The sequence below is a fragment of the Yoonia sp. I 8.24 genome, assembly GCF_022096995.1.
Lineage (GTDB): Bacteria > Pseudomonadota > Alphaproteobacteria > Rhodobacterales > Rhodobacteraceae > Yoonia.
The window spans coordinates 334304-358876 of record NZ_JACXGQ010000004.1 but is presented as its reverse complement, the minus strand read 5'-3'; the positions used below and the strand labels follow the sequence as shown (position 1 = coordinate 358876).

Sequence of the window (24573 nt, the reverse complement as noted above, 5' to 3'; positions counted from 1 at the left end):
GTGAGGCATGGAATTGTAGTTGACTTAATTATGAATTCATAATTACATTTTGACAAGAACGAATAACGCGGCCCTTTGGCCGCTTGAAAAAGGACAGAATAGATGCGCCAACCGGGACAACACTTCCTGCAAATCCCAGGCCCCAGCGCGGTACCGGACCGTATCCTCAAGGCTATCGGTCAGCAGACCATCGACCACCGGGGGCCAGATTTCGCGGCAGTCGGAAAAACGGCATTGGACGGGATGAAATCCATCTTCAAGACCGAACAGCACGTGTTCATCTTTCCCTCATCTGGCACCGGCGCGTGGGAAGCGGCGCTAGTGAACGCGCTGTCACCCGGCGACAAAGTACTGATGTATGAGACCGGACATTTTGCTGCGATGTGGCAGAGCATGGCTAAGAAAATTGGCCTCTCGCCCGAGGTAATTACAAGTGATTGGCGCGGTGGCGCTGATCCTGACCAGATCGAAGCCCGACTTCGCCAAGACACCAACCACGCGATCAAAGCTGTCTGTGTGGTGCACAATGAAACCTCGACCGGATCGGTGTCGCCCATCCATGAGGTCCGCAAAGCGATTGATGCCGCAGGGCATCCGGCATTGTTGATGGTGGATTCGATTTCTGGCCTGGCCTCGCTTGATTTTCAGTTCGACGCTTGGGGCGTGGATGTTTGCATCTCGGGGTCACAAAAAGGGTTGATGTTGCCGCCGGGGCTTAGCTTCAATGCGGTCAGCGACAAAGCGATGGAGAATGCCAAATCGGTCACGATGCCGCGCAGCTACTGGGATTGGCATGATATGGTTGGCCCGAATGCGACAGGGTATTTTCCATATACGCCATGCACCAATCTGCTTTACGGGCTGAACGAAGCGATTGCGATGTTGCACGAAGAAGGGCTGGATCAGGTCTTTGCCCGGCACGCGCGTCACGGTGCCGCGACCCGCGCGGCGGTGCGGGCTTGGGGGCTGGACGTGCTATGCGCAAAGCAAGGTGACGAATCTGGCGTGCTAACCGCCGTGTTGCTGCCCGAAGGCCAATCAGCGGACCAGTTTCGTGCCACCACGCTTGCGCATTACAACATATCGTTGGGCAACGGGCTGTCTAAAGTCTCCGATAAAGTCTTCCGTATTGGGCATCTGGGCGATTTCAACGATCTGATGCTCATGGCGACCCTGTCAGGCGTCGAAATGGGGCTGGCAAAAGCGGGAGTGCCGCATCAATCTGGCGGGGCACAGGCGGCGATGGAGCATCTTAAACAAACTGCAGCGTAGCCCCAAGAACGCCGCCGCAAAGGCCGGGATCTGTGTTCTCCGTCAAATCTTGGGGTGGTTGATTGAACCTTTTTAACAATCGGCGGCATCCCGGGCGAACCCGGGATGCCGATCAACTAAACGATAGGGTCGGGTTAGCGTTTAGAGGATTTGTAAAAGAAGGGCGCGGGTGTTTTCGGCCGTCATCTCTATTGGGTTGCCACCTGTGCTTGGGTCAATCAGCGCGCCCGCGACAATACGGTCGACATCAGGGTTTTCGATGCCAAGCTCTTTTAGGGATTTTGGAATTTCCATTGATGCGTTCAAGTCATCGACAAAGGCGCAAAATCCGTCAAACCCACCTTCAATACCCAGATATGCGGCTGCCGTGGCAAGCCGGTCTGCGATGGCTGGTTTGTTGAATTGCAAAACGGCAGGCATGCAAACGGCGTTCGTGGTGCCGTGGTGCGTATGGTAGATCGCGCCAATCGGATGCGATAGCGCGTGAATGGCGCCCAGCCCTTTTTGGAACGCGGTTGCGCCCATTGCGGCAGCGGACATCATATGTGCGCGCGCTTCGATATCGGTGCCATCGGCATAGGCGCGGGGCAGGTAATCTTTGACCAGCCGCATCCCTTCGAGCGCGATACCTTGGGACATGGGGTGGTAGTGCGGCGAACAAAACGCTTCGACGCAATGTGCAAACGCGTCAAGCCCGGTGCCTGCGGTGATGAATTTCGGCATCCCCACGGTCAGTTCCGGATCGCAGATCACAACGGCGGGCAGCATTTGGGGATGAAAGATGATCTTCTTTTCGGCGCTGACCGAATTGGTGATCACAGAGGCGCGGCCGACTTCTGAACCGGTGCCAGCGGTTGTTGGGACTGCGACGATCGGCGCGATCGCATCCGCATCGGCGCGGGTCCACCAGTCGCCGATGTCTTCAAAATCCCAAAGCGGGCGTGTTTGGCCAGCGTGGAACGCCACGACCTTGCCCAGATCAAGCCCAGATCCACCACCAAAGGCGATGACCCCATCATGCCCGCCAGCACGGTAAGCGGCGACACCATCGGCTGCGTTTTTCTCGTTTGGGTTCGGGTCGACATCCGCGAAAATCGCACGACCCAGCCCTGCGGCTTCAAGCAGATCGAGCGTCGCCGTAGTGATCGGCAGATCCGCAAGGCCTTTGTCTGTGACCAAAAGCGGCTTGCTGATGCCGGCTGCGGCGCAGGCGTCAGCGATTTCAGAAATACGTCCAGCACCGAACCGCATCGCGGTAGGGTAGGACCAATTGGCAGTGATCGACATTATTGTGTGACCTTTTTCATGTGGTAGGATTTGGGGCGGGTCAGGTTGTGGTACCCGATAACGGAAAGACCACCACCGCGACCCGTGTCTTTGCAGCCTGTCCAGCACAGGCCGGGATCAAGATAATCGGCGCGGTTCATAAAGACCGTGCCGGTTTCCAGCTGATCTGCGATGGTTTCAGCGCGCGCGATGTCTGGCGTCCAAAGCGATGCAGTCAGCCCGTAATCGCTATCGTTCATCAGCGCGATGGCTTCTTCGTCGGATTTGACAGACATGATGCCCACAACCGGGCCAAAGCTTTCTTCGCGCATTACACGCATCTCATGGGTTACGTTGGTCAGGATTTGCGGCATCAGATAGGCGCCACCGTCCTGCGGGAATAGGGCCGGATCGATGTGAGTTTTTGCACCAGCGGCAACCGCTTCGGCGATTTGGGCACGTACACCGTCAGCAAACCGTGCTTGCGCCATGGGCCCCAGTGTCGTTTCCGCATCAAGCGGATTGCCCAACGTGTAGCTGTTCACAATTGCGACGGCTTTTTCGACGAACGCATCAAAGAGGCTTTCATGGACGTAAATCCGCTCAATCCCGCAACAGCATTGGCCAGCGTTAAACATCGCCCCATCGATGAGCGTGTCAACTGCCGCGTCAAGATCTGCGTCTTCCATGACATAGCCGGGGTCTTTGCCGCCCAACTCTAATCCCATGCCGGTGAATGTGCCTGCGCCTGCTTTTTCCATCGCAGCACCGCCGCCGACAGAACCGGTAAAGTTCACGAAATCAAAGGCGCGTGCGGCGATTAGATCGGATGTGGTGGCATGATCAAGGAAGACGTTTTGGAACACATCAGCCGGGATGCCAACAGCGTGGAATGCTTCAGCCAGACGTTCGCCAACAAGCGGTGTTTGCGACGCATGTTTCAGCACGACGGTATTGCCTGCGATCAGCGCTGGTGCGACAGAATTGATCGCGGTCATATAAGGATAGTTCCAAGGGGCCACGACCAGCACCACACCATGTGGCACATGTTTGATCATGCGGCGGAAGCTGTCGCTTTCTTCAATGATCATTGGGGCCAGCGCGTCTTGGGCGATATCTGCCATATATTGGGCGCGCTCGTGAAAGCCGCCAAATTCGCCGCCATAGCGGATAGGGCGGCCCATTTGCCACGCCAGTTCAGGCACGATCTGGTCGTTCATTTCGCCGATTTTGGCGACGCCTGCCATGACAAGCGCTATGCGTTCATCAAGCGGGCGCGCGGCCCATGCGACCTGCGCTGTTTTGGCTGCGGACACGGCGCTGTCTGCCTCGACACGCGTCAGGGTTGGACGTTCGGCATAGACCGATCCGTCGATAGGAGAGATACATTGAATTGTCATGGTTTAGGCCCTTTCAAAACCGCGCGCGATTTCCCAATCTGTGATTGCGCGGTCAAATTCTTCTTGTTCCCATTCCGCAGCCCGGGTGTAGTGGTCGATCACATCGTCGCCCATGACTTCGCGTAAGAATGCCGAATTGCGGAGTGTTTCAGTCGCTTTGCGCAGCGTTTGCGGGATGTCGCCCGCTTTGGCATCTTCATAGACATCTCCCGTTGTCGCTGGCGCGAGCGTCATTTTGTCCTTAATGCCTTTGATGCCCGCAGCCAGCATGGCCGCTTGCGCTAGATAGGGGTTCAAATCCGACCCGCCGATCCGGCATTCAACCCGCACGCCTTTGGTGCCATCGCCACACAGACGGAAACCGGCGGTGCGGTTGTCAACGGACCAAACGGTTTTGGTCGGTGCGAAGGTGCCTTTGGAGAACCGTTTGTAGCTGTTCACATAGGGTGCCAGGAAATAGGTGTAATCCGGCGCATAGGCGATAATCCCGGCCATGTAATGCGACATCAATTCTGACATACCTAGATCGGCGACAGGGTCAAAGAAAGCAGGTTTGCCATCTACCCAAAGCGATTGATGCACATGCGACGATGATCCAACGCGGTTCGGCGCCCATTTGGGCAAGAAGCTCGCTGCATGCCCCTGCTGCCATGAAATTTCTTTGATCGCATGCTTTGCAATTGTGTGGTGATCCGCGCAATCAAGGGCGGCGGCGTAACGAATGTTGAGCTCTTCTTGGCCTGCCTCTGCTTCGCCTTTTGAATTCTCAATCGGGATGCCTGCTGCATAAAGATGGTTGCGGATCGGGCGCATCACACCTTCTTCTTTGGTGGTCTGTAGGATGTGGTAGTCTTCGTTATAGCCGCTGATCGGCTCTAAATCCCGAAAGCCCGATTTGCGGATATCATCATAGCTTTTGGCGAACAGAAAGAACTCCAGCTCTGTCGCCATCATCGCGTCAAAACCAAGTGCTTTGAGCCGTTCAATTTGCTTTTTCAGCACCGCACGCGGCGAATGCGGCACAGGTGCGTGCGTGTGGTGATCCAGCACATCACAAAGCACCATTGCCGTGCCTTCAAGCCAAGGCACCATGCGGATGGTCGCAAGGTCGGGCTTCATCACATAATCGCCATAGCCCGATTGCCAGCTTGTGGATGCGTAGCCATCGGGGGTCGCCATCTCAAGGTCGGTGGCAAGCAGGTAATTGCAGCAATGCGTTTCGTTATAGGATGTTTCCACGAAATTCGCGGCATGGAACCGTTTGCCCATCAGGCGGCCTTGCATATCAACAAGGCAGGTCAGAACCGTATCAACCGAACCGTCAGCGACGCGGGATTTCAGATCTTCAAAACTTAATGTGCTGGGCATTATGAATTTTCTTTCATTTGGTTTTGCGCGTCATTTTCAAGCTGTTCCAAGAGTGCAGGGAAGTCGCGGTCTTTGGTTGTGGGTGCTGGCGCCGGGGGATCAAATCGCGCTTCTAATACGCGGTCCGTAAGCTCTATATCAACGCTTCGCAGCGTTTCGACTTCGCCCAGAGGGTGGAGGGATAGAAAAACATCGTGCCCTAGAAATGTAACCAAACAGCGTTCATTAACATCGGATCGCTTATAGCAGCCAAGCCCAAGGTGGCGACCAAGGGTGTATTCTAGGTTTCCATCAGGGTCATACCTGGCAGCCCTGTTTATGTGTGTCAGCGACGCCACGTGATCAGGTAGTGATGGTTCTGATTCGACCTGCGCGAACCAATCTTTAATGTGCGCAGCTGCTGCTGGACTTACATTTATGATGGATGGATCAATCACGGGGGCTACTTTTTCCATTCGTCTTGTTCCTTCCTTCAATGTTGGTGTTCCCGCAATTCAGAGGGAACACCAAGTATTCATCTTAGCCGTAACGGTAGGGGCGGCCAGCTTTTTCCATGTCAGCGTTATACTGCTTGAAGATATCGACAACGCGGCGTTTGACGTCGCTTTCTGCCGCGATTTCTTCCCAAAAGTCGCGTGCTTTGGCTTCGACTGTCGCCCACTCTTCGTCTGGGATGGAGGTAAGCTCCATCTTCGGACCGTTGACGCGCAGGTCGGCTTCGCCGCCCCAATACCACCACTGGCGGTAGTAGTGTGACTGATCACAGCAGACGCGGAACAGCGTTTGCAGATCTTCGGGCAGTTCGTTCCAGCGATCCATATTCGCAAAGAACGATCCAGCCCACGCGCCAGAAATGTTGTTGGTCAAGAAATAGTTGGTCACATCAGCCCAGCCGACAGTGTAATCTTCGGTAATGCCAGACCATGCGATGCCGTCGAGTTCGCCGGTTTGCACGGCGACTTCGATGTCTTCCCATGGCAGGTTCACAGGGATCACGCCAAACTGCGACATAAACCGGCCCGCAGTTGGGAAGGTAAAGATGCGTTTGCCTTCAAGATCAGCAAGGCTACGGATTGGGTCTTTGGTCGCAAAGTGGCATGGATCCCATGCGCCCGCGCTGATGTGTTTCACACCAACGGCGGAATATTCTTCGTCCCAGATTTCGTTCAACCCGTATTTGTTGAACAGTACAGGCACGTCCAATGAATAGCGTGACCCGAATGGGAAGTAGCCGCCAAATACGGTGACTTCGGTTGGAGAGGCCATTGAATCGTCATCTGATTGAACTGCGTCAATTGTGCCGCGTTGCATGGCTTGGAACAATTCACCTGTTGGGACCAATTGGTCCGCGTAGAACAGTTCGATCTGCATGCGGTCGCCTGCGATCTGGTTGAACATTTTGATCGCCGGATCAATCACGTGCTCGGCTAAGGCAGCACCGGCATAGGTCTGCATCCGCCATTTGATTGTTGATTGCGCCAAGGCTGGGGTCGCCAGCGCGGCTGGGGCGGCAATTGCGGCCCCTTGGATAAACTTACGTCTTGTAGTCATCGTGTCGTCTCCTTGGTTGGGGTGGGATGGCCCGCTTGGGCGGGCTCTTGTTAAGGGGTGGTGTTATAAACGTAGTCAGGCAGCCATGTGGCGAGGCCCGGAAAGACCATGACAAGGGTCAATGCGCCGACCATGATCATCACAAAAGGCGTGATCGAGGCATAGATATCGCGCAGCGTGACTTCGGGCGGGGCCATCGCGCGCATCAAAAACAGGTTATAGCCGAACGGCGGCGTCATATAGGCGATCTGCGTGGTGATCGTATACAGGATACCATACCAAATCAGATCAAAGCCCAGCTCGCCGACCAGCGGCACATAGAGCGGGGCGACGATGACCAGCATTGCCGTATCGTCAAGGAAGGTGCCCATCACGATAAAGCTAAGCTGCATCAAGATCAGGATAGTCCAAGGTGACAGGTTCAGCGTTTCGGTAAACAGGCTTTCGATCGCTTTGACAGCACCCAGCCCGTCGAATACGGCCCCAAAGGCGAGGGCGGCAAGAATGATCCACATGAACATGCAGGTGATGCCCAACGTGTTGCGCACAGAATTTTCAAACACTTCACGGGTCATCCGCCCCTTTAGGACCGCCGCGACAAAGGCTGCGATTGCGCCGATGGCAGAGCTTTCGACCAAGGATGTGTAGCCTTTGACAAAGGGGAACATCATCACAAAGAAAATTCCCAGCGGCAGCAGCCCGGCGGATAAAAGGCGCATCTTTTCAGCACGCGGAATATCGCGGTCTTCGGCGGGTAAAACTGGTCCCAGATCAGGATTCATCCGGCAGCGGATCGCAATATATCCGATGAACAACCCGGCCATCATCAACCCTGGAATAATCCCGGCAAGCCACAATTGGCTGACCGGTTGTCGCGCGATCATCGCATAGAGCACCAGTACAACAGAAGGTGGCACGAGGATACCAAGGCTGGATCCAGCTTGGATCACCCCAGTGACCATGCGCTTGTCATAGCCGCGCTTCAAAAGCTCGGGCAGCGCAATTGTCGACCCAATCGCCATGCCTGCAACTGACAGGCCGTTCATTGCTGAAATCAGCACCATCAATCCGATGGTCCCAATGGCGAGTCCACCGCGCAGCCCGCCCATCCAGACATGGAACATCTTATAAAGATCATCAGCGATTTTAGATTCTGACAGCACGTAGCCCATGAAAATAAACATCGGCAGGGTTAGCAGCGGATACCATTTCATCAGCTTCATTGCTGCCGCAAAGCCAAGGTCAAACCCGCCCCGGTCGCCCCAAAGAAGCAAGGACGCGACAACCGCGACGAACCCAATCGCGCCGAACACGCGCTGGCCGGTCAGCAACATCAGCATCATCGACGAAAACATCAGGGTTGCGATCAATTCATAGGACATCAGATAGTCTCGCCTTTGATCCGCAATATGTCTTTGCACAGCTCGGATGTGCATTGCAGCAGCATCAAGAAAAATCCGATAACCATCACGCCCTTGATTGGCCAAAGGTACGGGCGCCACGCGGATGATGCGCGTTCCATCCGGCCAACTTCTTCGACACCGATGATGACGCTGCCAAGATAGGTGAACGGTTCCGACCCCCAATAGCCGAGCGAATAAGCGGTCGAGGCCACAGCCCCGTAAAGCAGCACGCATAGATAGAAGATCAACAACAGCACGGTGACGACATCAAACCATGCTTTTTTGCGGATGGACCATTCGCCATAGAGCAAATCCATGCGCACGTTTGATCCCAATTGCAGTGAATACGGCCCGCCAAGGATATAGTAGCCCACCATCACGAATTGCGCCATTTCCAGCGTCCATAGGGACGGCAAGAAAAAGCTCTTGGAGATCGACGACCACAGCAAAATACCCATCAGCACAAAGATGCCGTACATCGCGACCCGCCCGATCCGGTAGTTTACGGCATCAACCGCGCGGATATAGCGATGCATTACGCGACGCATTGCACTGCCCCCTGATCCGTAATTTGTGAAACGGCATCCGCGACCCATGCGGCGATCATATCGCCCATTGCCGCTTGGGCCTCGGGTGTTGTGATCAGGTCGTTGCGCACTTCGAGCATCACGTTCAGATGCCCGCCCGGCAGCGCATGTTCGCGCAGCGTATGTGTGACGCCGTTATCAGGGCCATAAGGCTCATTCCGCAAGACCAACGCGGATGTATGGGCCGCGGCAGTGTTCAGCATCGCATCGGCAAGCCGCGTGTCGTGATCATGCAGAATGCCAATTTCTACCGCGCGTTCTTGACGATGGTAAACGGGCGTAAAGCTATGAACTGTCACGATGATAGGGGCAGCGGTTTTGGCAATTTGCGCGGCCAGTGCCGCTTGAAACGGGACGTAATAGGTCTCGGCGCGCGTATCACGGTCGGTTTGGGTCAATCCGGCATTGCCGGGCACGTCAAAAACCTCGCTTTTGGCAGGCATCGCATCAAGCGCGCTGGGCGGGCGGTTGCAATCATAGACAAGCCGCGACACCGTGCTGGACACAAGCACAGCATCCAGTTTTTGTGACATGCGCTGCGCGACGGCCATTGCGCCCGGGTCCCACGCCGCGTGACTTTGGCTGGCTTCCTTGGACAGCCCCAGCCCATTCAGTGCGGGTGGAATCGCGTAAGATGCGTGCTCGCACACCAAAATTGCCGCAGATTGTCCCTCTGCGTTGTCAATTTGTACTGGGTTGGGGGCGGTGTCGTATGTCATATATTCTCCGTTGCAGATAAACTGCTTGCATGAGGGGCGACATGTCAACAGAATTCTGTTATATTTGTAACAGGCCGAATTGCTTTGTTATTTTTTATTCAAGCGGGGGCTTGCATGACCGATGGAATTCTCACGATCGCAGATCGTATACATAACAAATTAGATGATATGACACGCGCTGAACGTCAGTTGGCGCATTCGATTCTGGAAAATTACCCAGCTTCGGGGTTGGGGCCACTTGCGGCGCTTGCAAAGGTGGCCAATGTTTCGGTCCCTACCGTTGCGCGGATGGTGCAAAAGCTTGGGTTTAAGGGCTATCCCGATTTTCAGGCCGAATTGCGCGAAGAGCTAAAAGCAACAGTGCAGAACCCGATCGCCAAACATGATACATGGGCCGAGGGTGCACCGTCGGGGCATGTCTTAAACCAATTCACGGATGCGGTGATCGATAATATACGGCACACGTTGGCGCAGATTGATCCCGATAAATTCGACGAAGCCTGCGAGATGGTCGCTGATCAATCCAAGCCGCTCTATATTGTGGGTGGTCGTGTCTCACATACGTTGGCGGAATACCTGTTCCTGCATACGCAAATTTTGCGGCCCAATGTAACGCATATTCAATCCACGTCGAACGCTTGGCCACACTACCTGCTCGACGTGGGGCCAGGCGATGTTTTCGTGATCTTTGATGTGCGGCGTTATGAAAACAACACGCTCAAGCTGGCTGAAATGGCACATGCACGTGGGGCAAAGATAATTTTGTTTACGGATCAATGGCGGTCGCCGGTGCATCAATTGGCCGAAATCAGTTTTAGCGGCCGGATCGTTGTGCCTTCGGCGTGGGATTCGGTGGCGACGTTGATGCTGCTCGTGGAATCGATGATCGCCGCCGTTCAAAACGTTGATTGGGATGACACCAAGGATCGGATGGAACAGCTAGAAGATATGTTCGACCAGACAAAATTGTTCCGTAAATTTACTTGAAGTCACGCCCTGATTGTACAAACTGTTTGCGATAGGTGCCGAGCTCGTGAGGGAAAATGGTTGAATTGTTTTACGAGTACTGGGTCGCCTTCGGCGTCGCAGTTGGCGCTGTCGTCGTGATCTATGGCAATATTCGCAGCCTTAGAACGATGTTGTCTGAAATCCGAGATTGGCTCATTGTGCGATGTTTTCCTGAGGAATTTGATACAGGTTGGCCGCAAGCGTTATCCGCGCGATATTGTAATGAGCGTTGGGAAATTGACGAGGTGTTGCGGCTCAGACGGCAGTATTTTTCAGAGGTACTCAATAGCGATGTAATCAGTAGCGACGATTCATATTGGGACGCGTTCGAAAAGAACCAGCATGCGTTTCGTATCATATCTGAATCAGAGCAGCCATTTGGCTACTGGGGGATTATTCCAGTTTCCAAGCAAGATTTTGAGCGCTTTATTGCAGGTGAATTATCTCATGCAGAAATGCTGTCAGATGCCTGCATCAGTTGGGCCGAGGCTGATCCGCATGATCTTTACCTCTATCACATTGGGGTGGTCACAATTCCCAAATTTACGGACGGGGTGCACAGAAATTCTTTGCCAATTCGCGAAGCGAAGGTTGAGCTTGATAACGTTGCGACGATCTATGAGCTATCTAAATGGGCAACGATAAAGGGCGTTGCCGTCTATGCATCGACCGCGAAAGGTGAAAAAGCAATTATAAAGAATTTGCTTGCGCTTGGGTTCGAACGGACGGGGAAATTTGCAGCAAACGATCGGTTGTCAGAAATTGCCGTGTTGCGCGGCAAGAGTATCGCGAGATTCTTTGACGAGATTTACAAACGCCGGATTGAACGATTGCTGGCGCGTCAGGCGGGCGGCATATTCGCGCGCATGCGGACATTCATTTCTCGCATAATTTGGGGTCCCGACTATATCAAACGTGTCCCATATTCTGATCGCTTTGAACTTGTCAAAGTCAGATCTGAGTTGCGCAAAAAGCCACCGACTAAGAAAAAAAGTTCTTCATCTTAGCGCGAGAATCGTCAGGTTCCTTGATTGAGCCTTGCCGTGCGCTGTCCGGACTGGCTGCGACAGCATGCTGCGATGCAGCGTTGAAAGTTGTGCGTAAGTCGATAATACCCTTGCCGAAACCGGTTTCGGAAACGATCTATGATTCGTGGAGGGTTTGCGACGAGTATGAGTTTTGAAGGCAAAGATATGCCGCGCAAAGGCGCACGTGTGAAGATATCGGACGTCTCAGATGCGCTGGGACTGACGAAATCAACTGTGTCGCGCGCGCTCAATCACTATCCTGATATTTCGGAAACGACGCGGACCCGCGTACAGGCCATGGCCGACAAAATGGGGTATCGCCCGCTTAGCCACGCGCAGGCCATCCGCACTGGATTGGTGAAGTCGTTGGGTCTTGTCATTCAGATGGGTGACCATGATGCGCAGCGCCCCTTTCTTTCGACTTTTCTGGCGGGGCTTTCTGAGGGCGCGAGCGCGGAAGGGTTCACGCTGACCATTGCGACGTCCAATAGCGAACAGGCCACGCTTAATACGTTTAAGTCAATGATCCGCGATCATAAGGCCGATGGATTTATCTTACCGCGCACGATGGTTGATGATCCGCGGATCGCGCTTTTGCGTGCGGCGGATGTGCCGTTTGTTTTATTTGGCCGCGTCGCGGGCGCGGCCGATTTACCATCCTACGACATTAAGGGTGGGGCCGCGATGCATGAGGCCGTGGAACATCTTTCTTCTTTGGGTCACAGGCAGATCGGGTTCATCAACGGTGGCACGCAATACAGTTACGCGCCAACGCGCGCAGATGGATTTCTGCGCGGGATGCGCGATGCAGGGCTGTCAGTTAATCCTGCTTTGATTGCGCAGGATGCTGTAACCATCGACCAAGCGCGTGCCGCTGCTGATGTGATGCTGGCCGCGCCTAACCCGCCCACCGCAATCATTTGCGCTGTCGATATGGCTGCGTTGGGTGTTTACGAATCCGCCGCCGCATGCGGATTGGAAATTGGCACGGACCTATCGGTTATCGGCTATGACGGCATTCCCGAGGGCGCACATGTGTCGCCACCGCTTTCGACATTTGCGGTGGATTTCAAACATGCTGGCCTGCGGCTGAGCAACCTTTTGATCCGCAATATTCGCGGTGAAAAACCAACCGGGCTTCAGGAAACCGCCACCGCGCAATTTTTGCGCCGTGGGTCCACGGGTCCTGCGCCCCATTCACAAACAAATTCCAAGGGAGGAAACTATGAAAGTGAATTGTAAAACGACATTGTTGATGGGGGCAGCAACGGCGCTGGCCCTTTCAGCGGTTTCAGCGAGCGCAGACACGCTGCGGTTCTGGACAACCGAAGAGCAGCCAGAGCGTTTAGAACGCCAAGAACAAATGGCCGCTGATTTCGCGGCCGCCTCTGGCCACACAGTCGAAGTGATCCCCGTGACCGAAAGCGATCTGGGTACACGCGCGACGGCCGCCTATGCTGCTGGCGATTTGCCTGACGTCATCTATCACCCGCTGCAATATGCGCTGCCATGGGCCGAAGCCGGTATCTTGGACACAGATGCCGCAACGGACGTTGTTGAAAACCTCGGAGAAGCCACATTTGCGCCCGGTGCGCTCGCGATGGCCGCAAGCAATGATGGTTTTGCATCCGTCCCAGTTGACGGTTGGACACAGATGATCGTCTACCGAGCCGACAAATTCGCGGAAGCCGGGCTTGACGCACCGACATCCTATGCGAACGTGCTGGCTGCTGTTGAAGCCCTGCACAATCCGCCAGAAATGTACGGGTTTGTGGCTGCAACCAAGATCGACGAAAACTTCATGAGCCAAGTGCTTGAGCATGTTTTCTTGGCCAATGGCGTGTCGCCGGTTGGGCCTGATGGGATCCAAGATCTGGATGAGGCCGCCACAATCGAAGTGTTGGAATTCTACAAAGCCATCGCTGAAGCATCCCCACCCGGTGATCTGTATTGGGACCAATCCCGGTCGCTTTATTTCTCTGGTAATGCTGCGATGATCATCTGGTCGCCGTTCATTCTTGACGAATTGGCTGGCTTGCGCGACAGCGCCCCACCCACAATCAACGACGATCCGACCAGTTCTGATCTGGCGGCGGCAACTGGTATCGTGACCAACTTCTCTGGCCCGTCAAACCCGGGTGGCGCGGCTTGGGGTGACATCCGTTACTTCGGCATTACCTCTGATGCGTCGACCGATGCCGCGATGGAATTTGTCGAATATTCGATGAACGACGGCTACGGCCAGACGCTTGCCATCGCACCTGAGGGCAAGTTCCCTGTGCGCCGTGGTACTGCTGACAATCCAACACAGTTCGCTGATCTTTGGGCGACGCTGGATGTTGGTGTCGACCGCAAGGCACCACTTGGTGACCTGTACGAAGCCGACATGATTGCTGAAATCGTGGGTGGCTTGGATGTGGCCCAACGTTGGGGCGTGGCTGATGGCCAGCTTGCGACAGCATCCAAGATCATCAACAGCCAAGTGATCAACCGCCTTGTGCGCGAATATATCGACGGTGAGCGTGACGCTGCCGCCACGGTCGCCGCCATGAACGAAGCCATCGCTGGCGTCGAGTAAACCACCCTGCAAGGCGGTCCGCCGCCTTGCACATCTTCTTTCGGAGCACGCCCCAATGTCAGACGTTTCACCCCCCAAAGGCACCGGCCCGCTTGCGCGGCTAGAGGCGCGTTTGGCATGGGGCCTGCTTGCCCCGACGATCACCGCCGTGGCGCTGGTGGTTATCCTGCCGCTTTTGGCGATTTTTTGGATCAGTGTGAAACCTGTGTCGCTCTCTGATTTGCGCGCACCCGAAGTCGTCATTCGCGAAGACATCCGTGGCGATGACGAGGCCGCGGGCGATGCGGCATCTATTCGCTACCGCCTGCGCAATTCATCACAAGATCAACCCATTCGCGGTGTGACGATTACCGACACGATTCCAGAGGGTTTGACCGTCTCTGAAATTGACCCGCGCTGCACCCTTGATGGCCGTGATCTGTTTTGCGACATGGGCGATTGGGACGGTGGGTTTCGCGAAAGCCTGATGATCCCCGTTACTGTAGAACAGGCCTATCTGGACAACGCACTCCGCCCGCAAGACAGTCTTGCTGTCATAACAGGTCGCGCGTCAAGCATGCTGACCAATGGCACGTTTACCTTGGATAACTTCAAGCGTGTTTTCGACGGCGATGAATTCTGGTCGGTGCTTTGGGTGACGCTGTTTTACACGGTCTTTGGCACGATTGGCGCGCTCTTGTTTGGGCTGTTTGCTGCGCTATTGCTCAACAAGTCCTTCAGGGGCCAAGGCATTTTACGCGGGCTTTATTTGTTTCCCTATGTATCCCCGGTGATCGCGGTCGCCTTTGCATGGATATTGCTGTTTGATCCATTTTCTGGATCGGCAAACGCATTGCTGATCCAGATGGGCGTCACGCAAGAAGCGATCAATTTCTTTGGGCAGCGCCCGCTGGCGCTGATCATGGTGACTTTGTTTGAAATCTGGCGCTATTTCCCGCTGTCATTCCTGTTCATCCTTGCGCGCATGCAATCGATTGATACTGACATGTATGAAGCGGCCGATATGGATGGCGCATCGCCGTTCCAACAGTTTTGGTACCTAAGCGTGCCGCAGCTCTTGGGTATTCTATCCGTGTTGTTCCTGCTGCGCTTCATTTGGACGTTCAATAAATTTGACGATATTTTCTTGCTGACGGGCGGGAATGCGGGCACGCGGACTTTGACAGTGAATGTCTATGAACAAGCCTTTGCAGTGTCGAACATCGGCGCTGGGGCGGCTGTCGCTGTTGTGATCTTTGGCTGCCTTCTGGCGTTTTCATTCTTCTTCTTTCGGTTCATCTCGCAGGAGGAAGGGCTATGAAATACCTGCGGTTTGGATATGTCACTGCGCCGCTATTGGGGGTCTTATGGACCTTTGTGATTGCTCTGACTGTGGCGATCACCATGAGTTTCGCAACCGGGTCTGCGTTTCGCCCATCGGGGCTTGGCGCGTTGATCTGGGGCGCAGGGCTTGGGTTGGCTTGCCTGCCGGGTCCGCAGTGGAATGCAATTGTCGCGGCAATTCTCGCAGCCTCCGCAGCATTGTTTGGTTTTGGGCCTATCGTGATCGGACAAGGCGTATCGGCGCTATCATCGGTGCTGGGCGCGGGGGCTTCCGCTGGATTTGCAGCACTGGGGCTGTGGATCATACTTGATGACGTGGATTTTGGCGCGATCAACCGGCATGTTTCTGAGGCTGCGTTGATCAAATTCCTCACCGGGTTCGGCTACATCTTTTTTACAGCGATCGTGTTGATCCCATTCTATGTGATGGTTTTGACCAGCCTCAAGAACCAAGCCGAGCTGATCCAAAACCCGCTCGACTTCTCTATCGACCTGTCTAAAGGCTGGGACCTTTTCCGGTCCTACGACGAGTTGTTCCGCCAGTTTGATTTTGGCATCTATTTGTTCAACTCATTTATCATTTCTGTTCTGACGGTGTTCATCACGCTGCTGTTTGCCGTGCCGGGTGCCTATGCTGTGGCGCGGTTGCGTTTCAGGGGGCGGGCGGCGTTTTCACGCTCTATCTTGTTGATCTATATGGTGCCGATGATCGTTTTGGCACTGCCGATCTATATCGCATTTTCGATGCTCGGTTTGCGCAATTCTTTGGGCGGGATTGTCATGATCTATCCGGTCACGACGATCCCTGTCGCGCTCTATATGTTGCAAGGCTACTTTCGTGGGCTACCCGCTGAAATCGAAGAAGCCGGGCTGATGGACGGGCTTAGCCGCTTGAAGGTCATCTGGAAAATCACGCTGCCGCTGTCGTTGCCTGCGATGGCTTCTGTTTCGCTTTATGTTTTCATGATCGCGTGGAATGAATTCCTGCTCGCGTTCATGCTGTTGGATGATCCATCGAAATTTACGCTGACCCGTGGGATCGCCAGCCTCAACTCTTCCGAAATTCCGCGCCAACACCTGATGGCTGGATCTGTGATCGCGACTGTGCCGATCATGGCGCTGTTCTTGGGTTTGGAACGCTTCATGACAAAAGGACTGACCGCCGGGTCGGTCAAAGGATAAGACGATGAATTACGATAAGTTAGATAAACGCGCGCGCAAAATCTTACAGGTCAACGACCGGGGGCTTTACACGGTGCCGACCAAGGGGCTGTACCCCTATCAATGGAACTGGGACAGTGCATTTTGCGCATGGGGTATCGCAACATATGACGTGCGCCGTGCTTGGGCCGAGATAGAGACGCTTTTTACAGGCCAATGGGACAACGGCATGGTGCCGCATATTGTATTCCACAAGCAGGCAATCGGGTATTTTCCGGGGCCTGATGTGTGGGACGTGCCGCGCGTGCCGCACACATCTGGTATCACGCAACCGCCCATCGCGGCGACAATGGCGCGCAGCGTGTATGAGCAAGACAAGCACTATGGCCGCGTCCATATGGAGCTGCTTTATGGACGGTTAGTGTCATGGCACCGCTGGTTCGTGAAATACCGCCTGCATGATGGGATGGTCGCGATCACTCACCCGTGGGAATCTGGCCGCGACAATGCGGTTGATTGGGATGGCGCGATGGCCAACGTGGATGGATCAAACGTTGGTGAATACACGCGGCGGGACACGGCCCATATCGACCCCGAAATGCGCCCTAAGAAAGAAGATTATGATCGCTACCTGACCATGCTCTACTTTTCGCGCGATTGCGGTTGGGATGAGGACGAGATCGCCAAGAACGCGCCGTTCCGCGTCGCGGATGTTGGGATGACCTTTCTATTTTTGCGCGCTTGTCGTGACCTGCTGCATCTCGCGCTAGAATTGGACCATGAAACCGACGAAATCCAAGGCTGGATTACCACGTTAAAAGGTGGTGTTGAACGTCACTGGAATGCTGAGCACGGCCATTACGACAGTATCGACTTGCGCACCGGGGAATTTGCGAATTCGCTGAGCACGGGGTCGTTTCTATGCTGGTATGCTGGGATTGATCACCCGCAGATGCTTGCGCATTATGAACGGATTATGGGCGTGGTGCCGTTTGGCGTGCCGTCCAATGACCCGGCCGCATCGACGTTCAACCCCAAACGCTATTGGCGCGGCCCAACGTGGTCGAATGTGAACGCATTGATCGCGATTGGTCTTGCGGAAATGCACCATATCACCAAAGCCGAAGAGCTGCGCAAAGCCACGCAAAGCCTGATCGCGGAACATGGGTTCTTTGAATATTTTGATCCTTACATCGGCACGCCCGAGGGTGGTGACAACTTTAGCTGGACCGCAGCAATCTGGCTGACATGGGCGTCTCCGCACGCAAAGGGGAGGTTCTAAATGGGCTCTATCGCGCTCAATTCCGTTGAAAAGTGGTTCGGCAAGGTTCAGGTCATCAAGGGTATTGATCTTGATATTGCAGAAGGCGAATTCATCATCTTTGTCGGCCCGTCTGGCTGCGGGAAATCGACCCTATTGCGGATGATTGCAGGGCTTGAGGAAACCAGTCGCGGCCAAATCGTCATTGATGACCGCGATGCAACGGCAGAACCGCCCGCCAAACGCGGGCTGGCAATGGTGTTCCAGTCTTACGCGCTTTATCCGCATATGTCGGTGCGCGACAATGTTGGTTTTCCGCTGAAATCTGCCGGGATGCCCGCCGATGAAGTTGCTGCAAAGGTGGACGAAGCTGCACGCGTATTAAAGCTAGACGCCTATATGGATCGGCGTCCCAAAGATCTATCTGGCGGCCAGAGGCAACGTGTCGCAATCGGTCGGTCAATCGTGCGTGATCCGACAGCGTTTTTGTTCGATGAACCCCTATCAAACCTTGATGCGTCCTTGCGTGTCGAAATGCGCTATGAAATCGCCAAGCTGCACCAGACGCTAAAATCCACGATGATCTATGTAACCCATGATCAGGTCGAAGCGATGACGCTCGCCGACCGCATCGTGGTGCTGGATGGCGGCTATATTGCGCAAGTGGGCACGCCGCGTGAGCTATACGAAAGCCCGGCCAACCTGTTTGTCGCGCAGTTCATCGGATCGCCGAAAATGAACGTGATGCCTGCGGGTGCGGTGCCGGGTGTCGATGCGCCAAATGGCGCAACCCATGTCGGTTTGCGACCCGAACATGCAACACTTGCTGCGCCGGGTTCTGGGCAATTGGACGGCACGGTTGACGTACTCGAATACCTTGGCGCTGATACTTTCGTGGTGCTTGATTGCGCCGACGCGGGGCAGGTGACGGTCCGGGTCTTGGGCGATTCAGACCTGACGCCGGGGGATAAAGTATCGGTGCAGTTCGACCCAAAGCGGACGCATTACTTTGATAGAGGTGGCACCGCGTTACGTTGATCAGTCACTTGGGCCGATGTAATCGTAACCCGTCTTTCAGTGCCATGCGAAACGCGCGTGGGCGTCCCGCAATAGCGAAATGCGTTGCGGGTTTGATCAGACCCGATGACTTGAGCCGCCGACCAACGCCATGCCCTGCGCCGCCCACCAGATAATGATGGATGTTCCCCCCTTTGGGAAAACGGGACCAATGCGGGCGTTCGACATCACCACCGCCGTGTAGGATGAAATACTGACAACCTGGGGTGATGGTCGTCTCTAATGGCGGGCGTGTGAATTCGGCGATCTTATCGCGGTATTCACGCCAACGTGTTTCTTCGGGCACGATTGTAGGGTCTGCAGAGTATTGCGCCGACAACGACAAGCAGCGGGTTGCGCCAATTGCGCCCGCAAAAATCACGGCCCCGTTGCCGCCCATTGAATTGCCAAATGAGACCGTGTCGGCGATGCTGTGTTTCGATTTATACCGCGCAACCGTGTCTACGATCTCGTCATAAATACCGGGATCGTTGTACCAACTGCGCAATGTGTCCGCGACAAACAACACATGGTTACGTCCGTCTTGTGATCCATATCCGACGAATTCTTCGTCTTGGGTACGGGTATCTGGTTTGCCGATCCCCGTGAAGGACACCACCAGCCGGGGTTCGCGCCCGGTGACATAGGTCGCTTTGACCCGGTCTGACGCGTAAAACGGCTGGGGGGCGACACGCGCCACGTTAGGCTACCACCGACCGATCGCTTTGTGGGATCACTGGCGCCGCGTTTGGGTCAATCCCATGGTGCTTGAGCCGTTCATCAAGGAAGCTGTTTTCAGGGGGAACCCCGCCAAAGCGCTTGGCGCAGAAGTTCTTGATCGGAGCCCAAATATGCAAGCAGCGGGTCTCATCCGTAAAATGTCGTCGTGTGAGCATTGGGCGTTTTGTAAAGATCCTGCGATCCGCAAAGTGGACCGGATAGTAAACATCCGTTGTGCGCGCGTGTTCGATTTCGCCGCTCTGTATCAGATATGCGGTAACGCCCAGCGGTCCCCAAATTCCCCATGGCATCTCGGAGACATGCATTGGGTCGCCTGCTGCGGCGCGTGCTTTGATCGGGTCAAGATGACGGCGGGGCAGCCATTCTGGGATCGGATATTCGTCGGATGTGAATTCAAGCAGCGCATTCAGCGCAGGACTGTCTTGCGGCATCCGCAAAATGGCACCGTTGACCTGCCCCTTTTGGCGCTCTTCGTTATAGAATTCGTAGCCAAAGATATGGCTTTCGCCGCCGGGGAAGGGGCGCACCGAATAGACATCGGTGTCGATATAGATGATTTCAGGCTCTTTTGCGATCAGATGAAACCGGAATAGATCGGAGAAAAGCGCAACAGATCCAGTCCGGTCATGGGTGATAAACCGGTCGGTGGCCAAAATATCGTTGCCGTCACGAATTTCGACGCCCTCTGGCACGCCCTTCACCTTGCCATATGTGTACAAGATCATCGGGTGCCCCTGATCGACAAAGGATTTCAGGCAAAGCTGTTCAAGCCATGTCAAAGACCCCCCAATCCAAAGGGCACCAATCGGGGGAAGCACGGCCATCGTCAATACCTTCAAATTTGGGTCCTTGTCGGGGTAATTTCTATCTGATGGCGCGCAGCCCCGCAACATCCATCCTTGGCATGTAAGGGGCTTGGCGTTACGCAGGATCACAGATGAAAAAAGGATGTCGTCATGGCTGATCGCCAATCATGCACGCTTGTCGGGACGGTCAAAGACGAAGGCCCCTATCTGCTTGAGTGGATTTACTATTACAAGCTGATTGGCTTTGATCGGATTGCGATTGCATCGAATGACTGCAGTGATGGCACCCGGCAGATGTTGGATTATCTCGACACGGTGGGCGAAATCACCCATCTTGAAAACAGTGGCCAGCCAAAAGGCACTAGCGAAGACCCGCAAAACCGCGCCTACGAGAGGTTTTGGGCAGATCCGGCGATCACGGCGTCAGATTGGATATTGGTGGCGGACGCGGATGAGTTTTTGAACATCCACGTGGGGGACGGGACCATTGATGCCCTGTTTGCAGCACTTGCCGAAATATCACCCCAGCGTGCTGATATGATCTCCGCCACATGGCGGGTGTTTGGCAATGGCGGTATTGTCGGGTTCAAAGACGTGCCCGTGATCGCACAGTTTGATCAAGCGGCCCCGGCAGGCACCCATAACATCCAACGCTACACCGCGTTCAAAACCATGTTCCGCCCGCGTTTTGTGCGCAAACCGGCCATTCATCGCCCGCGCCTGAAGCCGCGATTTCAGGATGGTAGCCATCCGGTCAATTGGGTCAACGGCTCTGGTCAACCGATGCCAGAGCGCTATTTGAAGCAAGGCTGGCGGTCATTTGAGGCTAGCTTGGGCCGTGATCTGGTTAGCATGAACCACTATATGATCAAATCATCCGAAGCATTTTTGATGAAACGCTACCGCGGCACCGCCAATAGCGCCGACCAAGAGCGGATTGATTTTTCCTATTTTGAAACCTTTAACGCCAATGATGTGCGTGAGACGAGCATCCAGCGCCATGTGCCCGCCTTGCAAGCGCGTATTGACGATATCAAAGCCGCGCATCCGCATCTGGCGCGTTTACACGCCCAAAGCCTTGAATGGCACCGCGAAAAACTTGATACTGCCCGTCAGGCCGTAGTTGCAGAAATGCCGGAAATCGCGGCAAAACTTGGGTTGGACTAAAAGCCAGCTCTGACAGTGGTAAACGTGTAGGTGTAAGTTGGACAAAGAACGCTTTCTCATTGTGACGACAATGAAAAACGAAGCCCCGTTTATGCTTGAATGGATTGCGTTTAACCGTGCGATTGGGTTCGACGATTTCTTGATTTACACGAATGACTGCGCCGATGGCACCGATGCGATCGCGCAGCGCCTGCAAGAATTGGGTCTGGCGGGGCACGTCGATAATAATGATCGTAAAATTGGCCGGAAGGGGCGTGAACTGTCGCCGCAGCGCGCAGCATTGCGGCTGGCACCAAAGACCGATCACTACAAAGCCGCCGATTGGGTGATTTGCGCCGATGCTGACGAATTTTTGAACCTGCGTTGCGGTATGGGCTTGCCGGACTTGATCGACAAAAGCGGCCCGGCGGATGCGATCTCGCTCAGTTGGAAACTGTTCGGCAATGGGATGCGCCGCCACTACGAGGACCTGCCGCTGACCGAGCAGTTCTTTCATTGCGCGCCTGAAGATATCTTTACGAATTATCGCGGGGCTGGGATCAAAACGCTGTATCGCAACAATGGCGCTTTCCACCGTATGGGGGTACATCGGCCATTCATGAAAGTGGATGCAGATGCCGCGGCAGAAGCCCCATCCCCCTATGAAGATATCACGTGGCGCGATGCAGGCGGCAATGCGGTAGATGCGAAAACGGTGTCTTGGCGGACCTGGAAAGGCTTTGCGCATGATTTCGCGCGGCTTCATCACTACGCGATCCGTAGCGCGGATAGCTTTTTGGTCAAGCGTGACCGTGGTCGGACAAACCATGTGAATATGGACCAAGGTCAAGATTACTTTGACGCGATGAACACGAATTACACGCGCGATTATTCGATGCTGAAACATGTGCCTGGCATGTTGCAAGAACTGGCAAAACTGCGCTCTGACAAGGTGCTGCGAAACCTACACACAGATGCCGTCGCATGGCACCGGGCCAAGATTATTGACATCAAAGCGCGCGAAGATTGGGCTGATTTTATCGCAATGACCTATCAACACACAGGGCAGCCAAGACGGGCGATTAGGCGTAAGGTTTCGGGTGAGGTGACGGAATGACTAACGCATCTCTGTTTGAGAAAATGCTGCCTAACTATCAAAGTCGGCGACATTTGTTGCAGAATGTGCATCTCCCTGCCCGAGCTTTTGGCGGAGCAAATTTTTTATATATGAAGAACCACAAGGCCGCATGTACAAATGTTTTGACGTTGCTCATGACACATATTCACGCCGAAATCCGCGCTGAAGGGGATGTTGATATCAGCATGGAGAGTGTCCACAATCTTGATGATAGGTATTTGCGGGCAGGGGCGCGAAGCCTCAACCCCATGTTGGTAGAGGAGGCATTGAGCGATCCCAATTGCTTTCGGTTTACTGTGATACGCGACCCATATAGCCGCACCGTATCGGCTTGGTCTGACCGTATCAAAGGGATGGCGGCCTATAGGAAAAGAATTAATGCGCACATAGGGCGCCCGCCCACGCACGAGATAACATTATCTCAGTTTCTTGATATTGTAGCGAATGACGAGAGCGCAAAAAATCTAGATCGCCATTGGCGGCCGCAATGCAAAGAAATCAGTTACGGGCTTGTGGCCTATGATATGATCGGTCAGGTCGAACATATGGAGGTCGCTCGGAACGACATCGTCAATCGCTTGTTCGCGCACTCAAGTGTTGAGTTGAGTGTCGTTGATACACGACAGTATTTGGGCCATCAGAGCAACAGCGCGCGTTATAAAGACGGCTTAACAGAACAAGACCGCAAAAATGCCGAACGAGCGTATGAAGAGGATTTAGAAATGTATGCGGCCGTTTCTAAATGTTTTTATCATGGGCAAAGTGCATAGGTTATGCGTACACTTTGGATACATATTGGAACGCCCAAAACGGGGTCGACGGCCATTCAGCGTTTCACGCGCGACAATAAGGATTACCTCAATCCCCTTGGCTTTGATTTCCTCACACGGCACCGCAGCGGGTCTTACAACGATCTGAGCGTCGCGTTGCGCAGCGGCAACCACGACCGCGCCGTCGAGATTGGAGCAGTTGTGCGCAATTTGATCAGCAAAAGCGCGTTGCAAAATTTTGTGCTGACCTCTGAAATGTTTTCGGGCGTAAACCCGGCGGCCCTACGCGACGTTCTTGCCTTGCCAGAACCCATGGGCGTTAAGATTGTTGGGTATTTCCGGCGGCAAGATAAATACCTTGCGAACGCCTACAAACAAAAACTGAAAACGGCGAAGGCGCGGTTCGGATTCGAGAATTTCATCGCTAAGTTTGGCACTGGCGGCGGGGAATATCGTCGGATTGTTGCCGCCTGGCAGACCGCGTGGCCTGAAGCTGAATTTTTGTTTCGCAGGTTTGATCCCAAATCATTTCCGCAAGGCGATGTCGTCCGTGATTTCTTGCAGGTGCTTGGGATTGATACGCAAGCTGACGGATTCCCGACGCCGCAGTCCGCTGCGAATGCGACGCCTTCAATAGACGTCTTAGACCTGATGCAACTGGTGAAAAATGTCCCTGAAGTCCATATTCGGCGTGTTTTCCGGTCGTTGCCGCAGCAAGACCTCCCTCGGTTTTCAGGGGGCGTCATGGACAACGCGACAGCAAAGGCGCTGCTTGCAAAATTTGCAGAGGATAACGAAGCGCTTCGGGCGCAGTTTTTTCCAGATGAGGCTGCATTGTTTGATGCGAGCGATCTAGACGGACCAGAGCCTGACATCGCGATGTCGTCGTTTACCGACGAACAGCGCGCGATCGTTCAGGTGCTTTTGCAGGCGGTCGCAAAGCGGGCCGTTAATCCATAATCGGTGCAGTTCTTTCTTGCGATTTCCTGCG

23 protein-coding genes are annotated in these 24573 nt (G+C 54.5%); 13 read left to right on the top strand and 10 right to left on the bottom strand.

The genetic code is table 11. From position 1 onward, the window contains the following. The first annotated feature begins 102 nt into the window (after positions 1 to 102). Entirely contained in the window at positions 103 to 1272 is a 1170-nt protein-coding gene (locus Yoon_RS10345) for an alanine--glyoxylate aminotransferase family protein (RefSeq protein ID WP_238112128.1), read from the top strand. A 141-nt stretch (positions 1273 to 1413) separates the two neighbouring features. Here Yoon_RS10345 and Yoon_RS10340 read toward each other — a convergent pair whose 3' ends face one another. The 8 genes from Yoon_RS10340 to Yoon_RS10305 all read right to left on the bottom strand — a co-directional run bounded on the left by Yoon_RS10340 (position 1414) and on the right by Yoon_RS10305 (position 9566). Beyond that, positions 1414 to 2559, bottom strand: coding sequence for an iron-containing alcohol dehydrogenase (locus tag Yoon_RS10340; protein WP_238112127.1), 1146 nt, complete (start codon positions 2557 to 2559; stop codon positions 1414 to 1416). Then, complete coding sequence (locus tag Yoon_RS10335) at positions 2559 to 3938, bottom strand: aldehyde dehydrogenase family protein (RefSeq protein WP_238112126.1); 1380 nt, start codon at positions 3936 to 3938, stop codon at positions 2559 to 2561. Before Yoon_RS10335 ends, Yoon_RS10340 begins: the two co-directional genes overlap by 1 nt. Before the next feature lie 3 nt (positions 3939 to 3941). After that, positions 3942 to 5306 carry a glutamine synthetase family protein gene (locus Yoon_RS10330; protein WP_238112125.1) on the bottom strand — a complete coding sequence of 455 codons (1365 nt, stop codon included), beginning with the start codon at positions 5304 to 5306 and terminating at the stop codon, positions 3942 to 3944. Beyond that, positions 5306 to 5761, bottom strand: a complete 456-nt coding sequence (locus tag Yoon_RS10325) for a hypothetical protein (RefSeq protein ID WP_238112124.1) — start codon at positions 5759 to 5761, stop codon at positions 5306 to 5308. The genes Yoon_RS10330 and Yoon_RS10325 overlap by 1 nt, the downstream gene beginning before the upstream one ends. A 64-nt stretch (positions 5762 to 5825) precedes the next feature. Then, positions 5826 to 6857 carry a TRAP transporter substrate-binding protein gene (locus Yoon_RS10320; protein ID WP_238112123.1) on the bottom strand — a complete coding sequence of 344 codons (1032 nt, stop codon included), beginning with the start codon at positions 6855 to 6857 and terminating at the stop codon, positions 5826 to 5828. 50 nt (positions 6858 to 6907) lie between these two features. After that, on the bottom strand, positions 6908 to 8239 hold the full coding sequence (locus tag Yoon_RS10315; protein ID WP_238112121.1) for a TRAP transporter large permease subunit: 1332 nt from the start codon (positions 8237 to 8239) through the stop codon (positions 6908 to 6910). Beyond that, complete coding sequence (locus tag Yoon_RS10310) at positions 8239 to 8808, bottom strand: TRAP transporter small permease subunit (protein ID WP_238112120.1); 570 nt, start codon at positions 8806 to 8808, stop codon at positions 8239 to 8241. Before Yoon_RS10310 ends, Yoon_RS10315 begins: the two co-directional genes overlap by 1 nt. Beyond that, a complete protein-coding gene (locus Yoon_RS10305) occupies positions 8796 to 9566 on the bottom strand; it encodes an N-formylglutamate amidohydrolase (protein WP_238112118.1) in 771 nt (256 codons plus the stop codon). Before Yoon_RS10305 ends, Yoon_RS10310 begins: the two co-directional genes overlap by 13 nt. A gap of 114 nt (positions 9567 to 9680) precedes the next feature. On the opposite strand from Yoon_RS10305, the gene Yoon_RS10300 reads away from it, so the two are divergent. From Yoon_RS10300 to Yoon_RS10265, 8 genes are all read left to right on the top strand, one after another. Beyond that, the gene (locus Yoon_RS10300) at positions 9681 to 10553 is read left to right on the top strand and encodes a MurR/RpiR family transcriptional regulator (RefSeq protein ID WP_238112117.1); all 873 of its coding nucleotides are present in this window, start codon (positions 9681 to 9683) and stop codon (positions 10551 to 10553) included. Positions 10554 to 10609: 56 nt separating this feature from the next. After that, positions 10610 to 11581 carry a hypothetical protein gene (locus tag Yoon_RS10295; RefSeq protein WP_238112116.1) on the top strand — a complete coding sequence of 324 codons (972 nt, stop codon included), beginning with the start codon at positions 10610 to 10612 and terminating at the stop codon, positions 11579 to 11581. A gap of 165 nt (positions 11582 to 11746) precedes the next feature. Beyond that, positions 11747 to 12844, top strand: a complete 1098-nt coding sequence (locus Yoon_RS10290) for a LacI family DNA-binding transcriptional regulator (protein WP_238112115.1) — start codon at positions 11747 to 11749, stop codon at positions 12842 to 12844. Continuing rightward, positions 12828 to 14180 (top strand): ABC transporter substrate-binding protein, encoded by a 1353-nt coding sequence (locus Yoon_RS10285; RefSeq protein ID WP_238112114.1) that lies wholly within the window; start codon positions 12828 to 12830, stop codon positions 14178 to 14180. The genes Yoon_RS10290 and Yoon_RS10285 overlap by 17 nt, the downstream gene beginning before the upstream one ends. Positions 14181 to 14235: 55 nt before the next feature. Next, the gene (locus Yoon_RS10280) at positions 14236 to 15480 is read left to right on the top strand and encodes a carbohydrate ABC transporter permease (RefSeq protein ID WP_238112113.1); all 1245 of its coding nucleotides are present in this window, start codon (positions 14236 to 14238) and stop codon (positions 15478 to 15480) included. Continuing rightward, entirely contained in the window at positions 15477 to 16685 is a 1209-nt protein-coding gene (locus tag Yoon_RS10275; RefSeq protein ID WP_238112112.1) for a carbohydrate ABC transporter permease, read from the top strand. Before Yoon_RS10280 ends, Yoon_RS10275 begins: the two co-directional genes overlap by 4 nt. Before the next feature lie 4 nt (positions 16686 to 16689). Then, positions 16690 to 17946 carry a hypothetical protein gene (locus Yoon_RS10270; RefSeq protein WP_238112111.1) on the top strand — a complete coding sequence of 419 codons (1257 nt, stop codon included), beginning with the start codon at positions 16690 to 16692 and terminating at the stop codon, positions 17944 to 17946. Next, positions 17947 to 18963, top strand: a complete 1017-nt coding sequence (locus tag Yoon_RS10265; protein WP_238112110.1) for an ABC transporter ATP-binding protein — start codon at positions 17947 to 17949, stop codon at positions 18961 to 18963. Between the two features lie 4 nt (positions 18964 to 18967). Here Yoon_RS10265 and Yoon_RS10260 read toward each other — a convergent pair whose 3' ends face one another. Both Yoon_RS10260 and Yoon_RS10255 read right to left on the bottom strand, forming a co-directional pair. Then, positions 18968 to 19681 carry a hypothetical protein gene (locus tag Yoon_RS10260; RefSeq protein ID WP_238112109.1) on the bottom strand — a complete coding sequence of 238 codons (714 nt, stop codon included), beginning with the start codon at positions 19679 to 19681 and terminating at the stop codon, positions 18968 to 18970. Position 19682: 1 nt separating this feature from the next. Beyond that, the gene (locus Yoon_RS10255; protein WP_238112108.1) at positions 19683 to 20546 is read right to left on the bottom strand and encodes a hypothetical protein; all 864 of its coding nucleotides are present in this window, start codon (positions 20544 to 20546) and stop codon (positions 19683 to 19685) included. Positions 20547 to 20678: 132 nt separating this feature from the next. Between Yoon_RS10255 and Yoon_RS10250 the strand changes: the two genes are divergently transcribed. The 4 genes from Yoon_RS10250 (at position 20679) to Yoon_RS10235 (ending at position 24542) form a co-directional block, all read left to right on the top strand. Next, a complete protein-coding gene (locus tag Yoon_RS10250; RefSeq protein ID WP_238112107.1) occupies positions 20679 to 21695 on the top strand; it encodes a glycosyltransferase family 2 protein in 1017 nt (338 codons plus the stop codon). Between the two features lie 70 nt (positions 21696 to 21765). Next, entirely contained in the window at positions 21766 to 22791 is a 1026-nt protein-coding gene (locus Yoon_RS10245; RefSeq protein ID WP_238112106.1) for a glycosyltransferase family 2 protein, read from the top strand. Then, positions 22788 to 23582 (top strand): sulfotransferase family 2 domain-containing protein, encoded by a 795-nt coding sequence (locus Yoon_RS10240; RefSeq protein WP_238112105.1) that lies wholly within the window; start codon positions 22788 to 22790, stop codon positions 23580 to 23582. The genes Yoon_RS10245 and Yoon_RS10240 overlap by 4 nt, the downstream gene beginning before the upstream one ends. A gap of 3 nt (positions 23583 to 23585) precedes the next feature. Beyond that, positions 23586 to 24542, top strand: a complete 957-nt coding sequence (locus tag Yoon_RS10235; RefSeq protein WP_238112104.1) for a hypothetical protein — start codon at positions 23586 to 23588, stop codon at positions 24540 to 24542. The last annotated feature ends 31 nt before the right edge of the window (positions 24543 to 24573 follow it).

What these genes read in the sequence shown, in the direction of transcription:
- Yoon_RS10235 (WP_238112104.1), top strand. Translation starts at nt 23,586, where the DNA reads ATGCGTACACTTTGGATACATATTGGAACGCCCAAAACGGGGTCGACG.
- Yoon_RS10320 (WP_238112123.1), bottom strand. Translation starts at nt 6,857, where the DNA reads ATGACTACAAGACGTAAGTTTATCCAAGGGGCCGCAATTGCCGCCCCA.
- Yoon_RS10290 (WP_238112115.1), top strand. Translation starts at nt 11,747, where the DNA reads ATGAGTTTTGAAGGCAAAGATATGCCGCGCAAAGGCGCACGTGTGAAG.
- Yoon_RS10285 (WP_238112114.1), top strand. Translation starts at nt 12,828, where the DNA reads ATGAAAGTGAATTGTAAAACGACATTGTTGATGGGGGCAGCAACGGCG.
- Yoon_RS10345 (WP_238112128.1), top strand. Translation starts at nt 103, where the DNA reads ATGCGCCAACCGGGACAACACTTCCTGCAAATCCCAGGCCCCAGCGCG.
- Yoon_RS10325 (WP_238112124.1), bottom strand. Translation starts at nt 5,761, where the DNA reads ATGGAAAAAGTAGCCCCCGTGATTGATCCATCCATCATAAATGTAAGT.
- Yoon_RS10240 (WP_238112105.1), top strand. Translation starts at nt 22,788, where the DNA reads ATGACTAACGCATCTCTGTTTGAGAAAATGCTGCCTAACTATCAAAGT.
- Yoon_RS10330 (WP_238112125.1), bottom strand. Translation starts at nt 5,306, where the DNA reads ATGCCCAGCACATTAAGTTTTGAAGATCTGAAATCCCGCGTCGCTGAC.
- Yoon_RS10295 (WP_238112116.1), top strand. Translation starts at nt 10,610, where the DNA reads ATGGTTGAATTGTTTTACGAGTACTGGGTCGCCTTCGGCGTCGCAGTT.
- Yoon_RS10315 (WP_238112121.1), bottom strand. Translation starts at nt 8,239, where the DNA reads ATGTCCTATGAATTGATCGCAACCCTGATGTTTTCGTCGATGATGCTG.
- Yoon_RS10270 (WP_238112111.1), top strand. Translation starts at nt 16,690, where the DNA reads ATGAATTACGATAAGTTAGATAAACGCGCGCGCAAAATCTTACAGGTC.
- Yoon_RS10250 (WP_238112107.1), top strand. Translation starts at nt 20,679, where the DNA reads ATGGCTGATCGCCAATCATGCACGCTTGTCGGGACGGTCAAAGACGAA.
- Yoon_RS10305 (WP_238112118.1), bottom strand. Translation starts at nt 9,566, where the DNA reads ATGACATACGACACCGCCCCCAACCCAGTACAAATTGACAACGCAGAG.
- Yoon_RS10275 (WP_238112112.1), top strand. Translation starts at nt 15,477, where the DNA reads ATGAAATACCTGCGGTTTGGATATGTCACTGCGCCGCTATTGGGGGTC.
- Yoon_RS10280 (WP_238112113.1), top strand. Translation starts at nt 14,236, where the DNA reads ATGTCAGACGTTTCACCCCCCAAAGGCACCGGCCCGCTTGCGCGGCTA.
- Yoon_RS10300 (WP_238112117.1), top strand. Translation starts at nt 9,681, where the DNA reads ATGACCGATGGAATTCTCACGATCGCAGATCGTATACATAACAAATTA.
- Yoon_RS10335 (WP_238112126.1), bottom strand. Translation starts at nt 3,938, where the DNA reads ATGACAATTCAATGTATCTCTCCTATCGACGGATCGGTCTATGCCGAA.
- Yoon_RS10255 (WP_238112108.1), bottom strand. Translation starts at nt 20,546, where the DNA reads ATGGCCGTGCTTCCCCCGATTGGTGCCCTTTGGATTGGGGGGTCTTTG.
- Yoon_RS10265 (WP_238112110.1), top strand. Translation starts at nt 17,947, where the DNA reads ATGGGCTCTATCGCGCTCAATTCCGTTGAAAAGTGGTTCGGCAAGGTT.
- Yoon_RS10310 (WP_238112120.1), bottom strand. Translation starts at nt 8,808, where the DNA reads ATGCGTCGCGTAATGCATCGCTATATCCGCGCGGTTGATGCCGTAAAC.
- Yoon_RS10245 (WP_238112106.1), top strand. Translation starts at nt 21,766, where the DNA reads ATGAAAAACGAAGCCCCGTTTATGCTTGAATGGATTGCGTTTAACCGT.
- Yoon_RS10340 (WP_238112127.1), bottom strand. Translation starts at nt 2,559, where the DNA reads ATGTCGATCACTGCCAATTGGTCCTACCCTACCGCGATGCGGTTCGGT.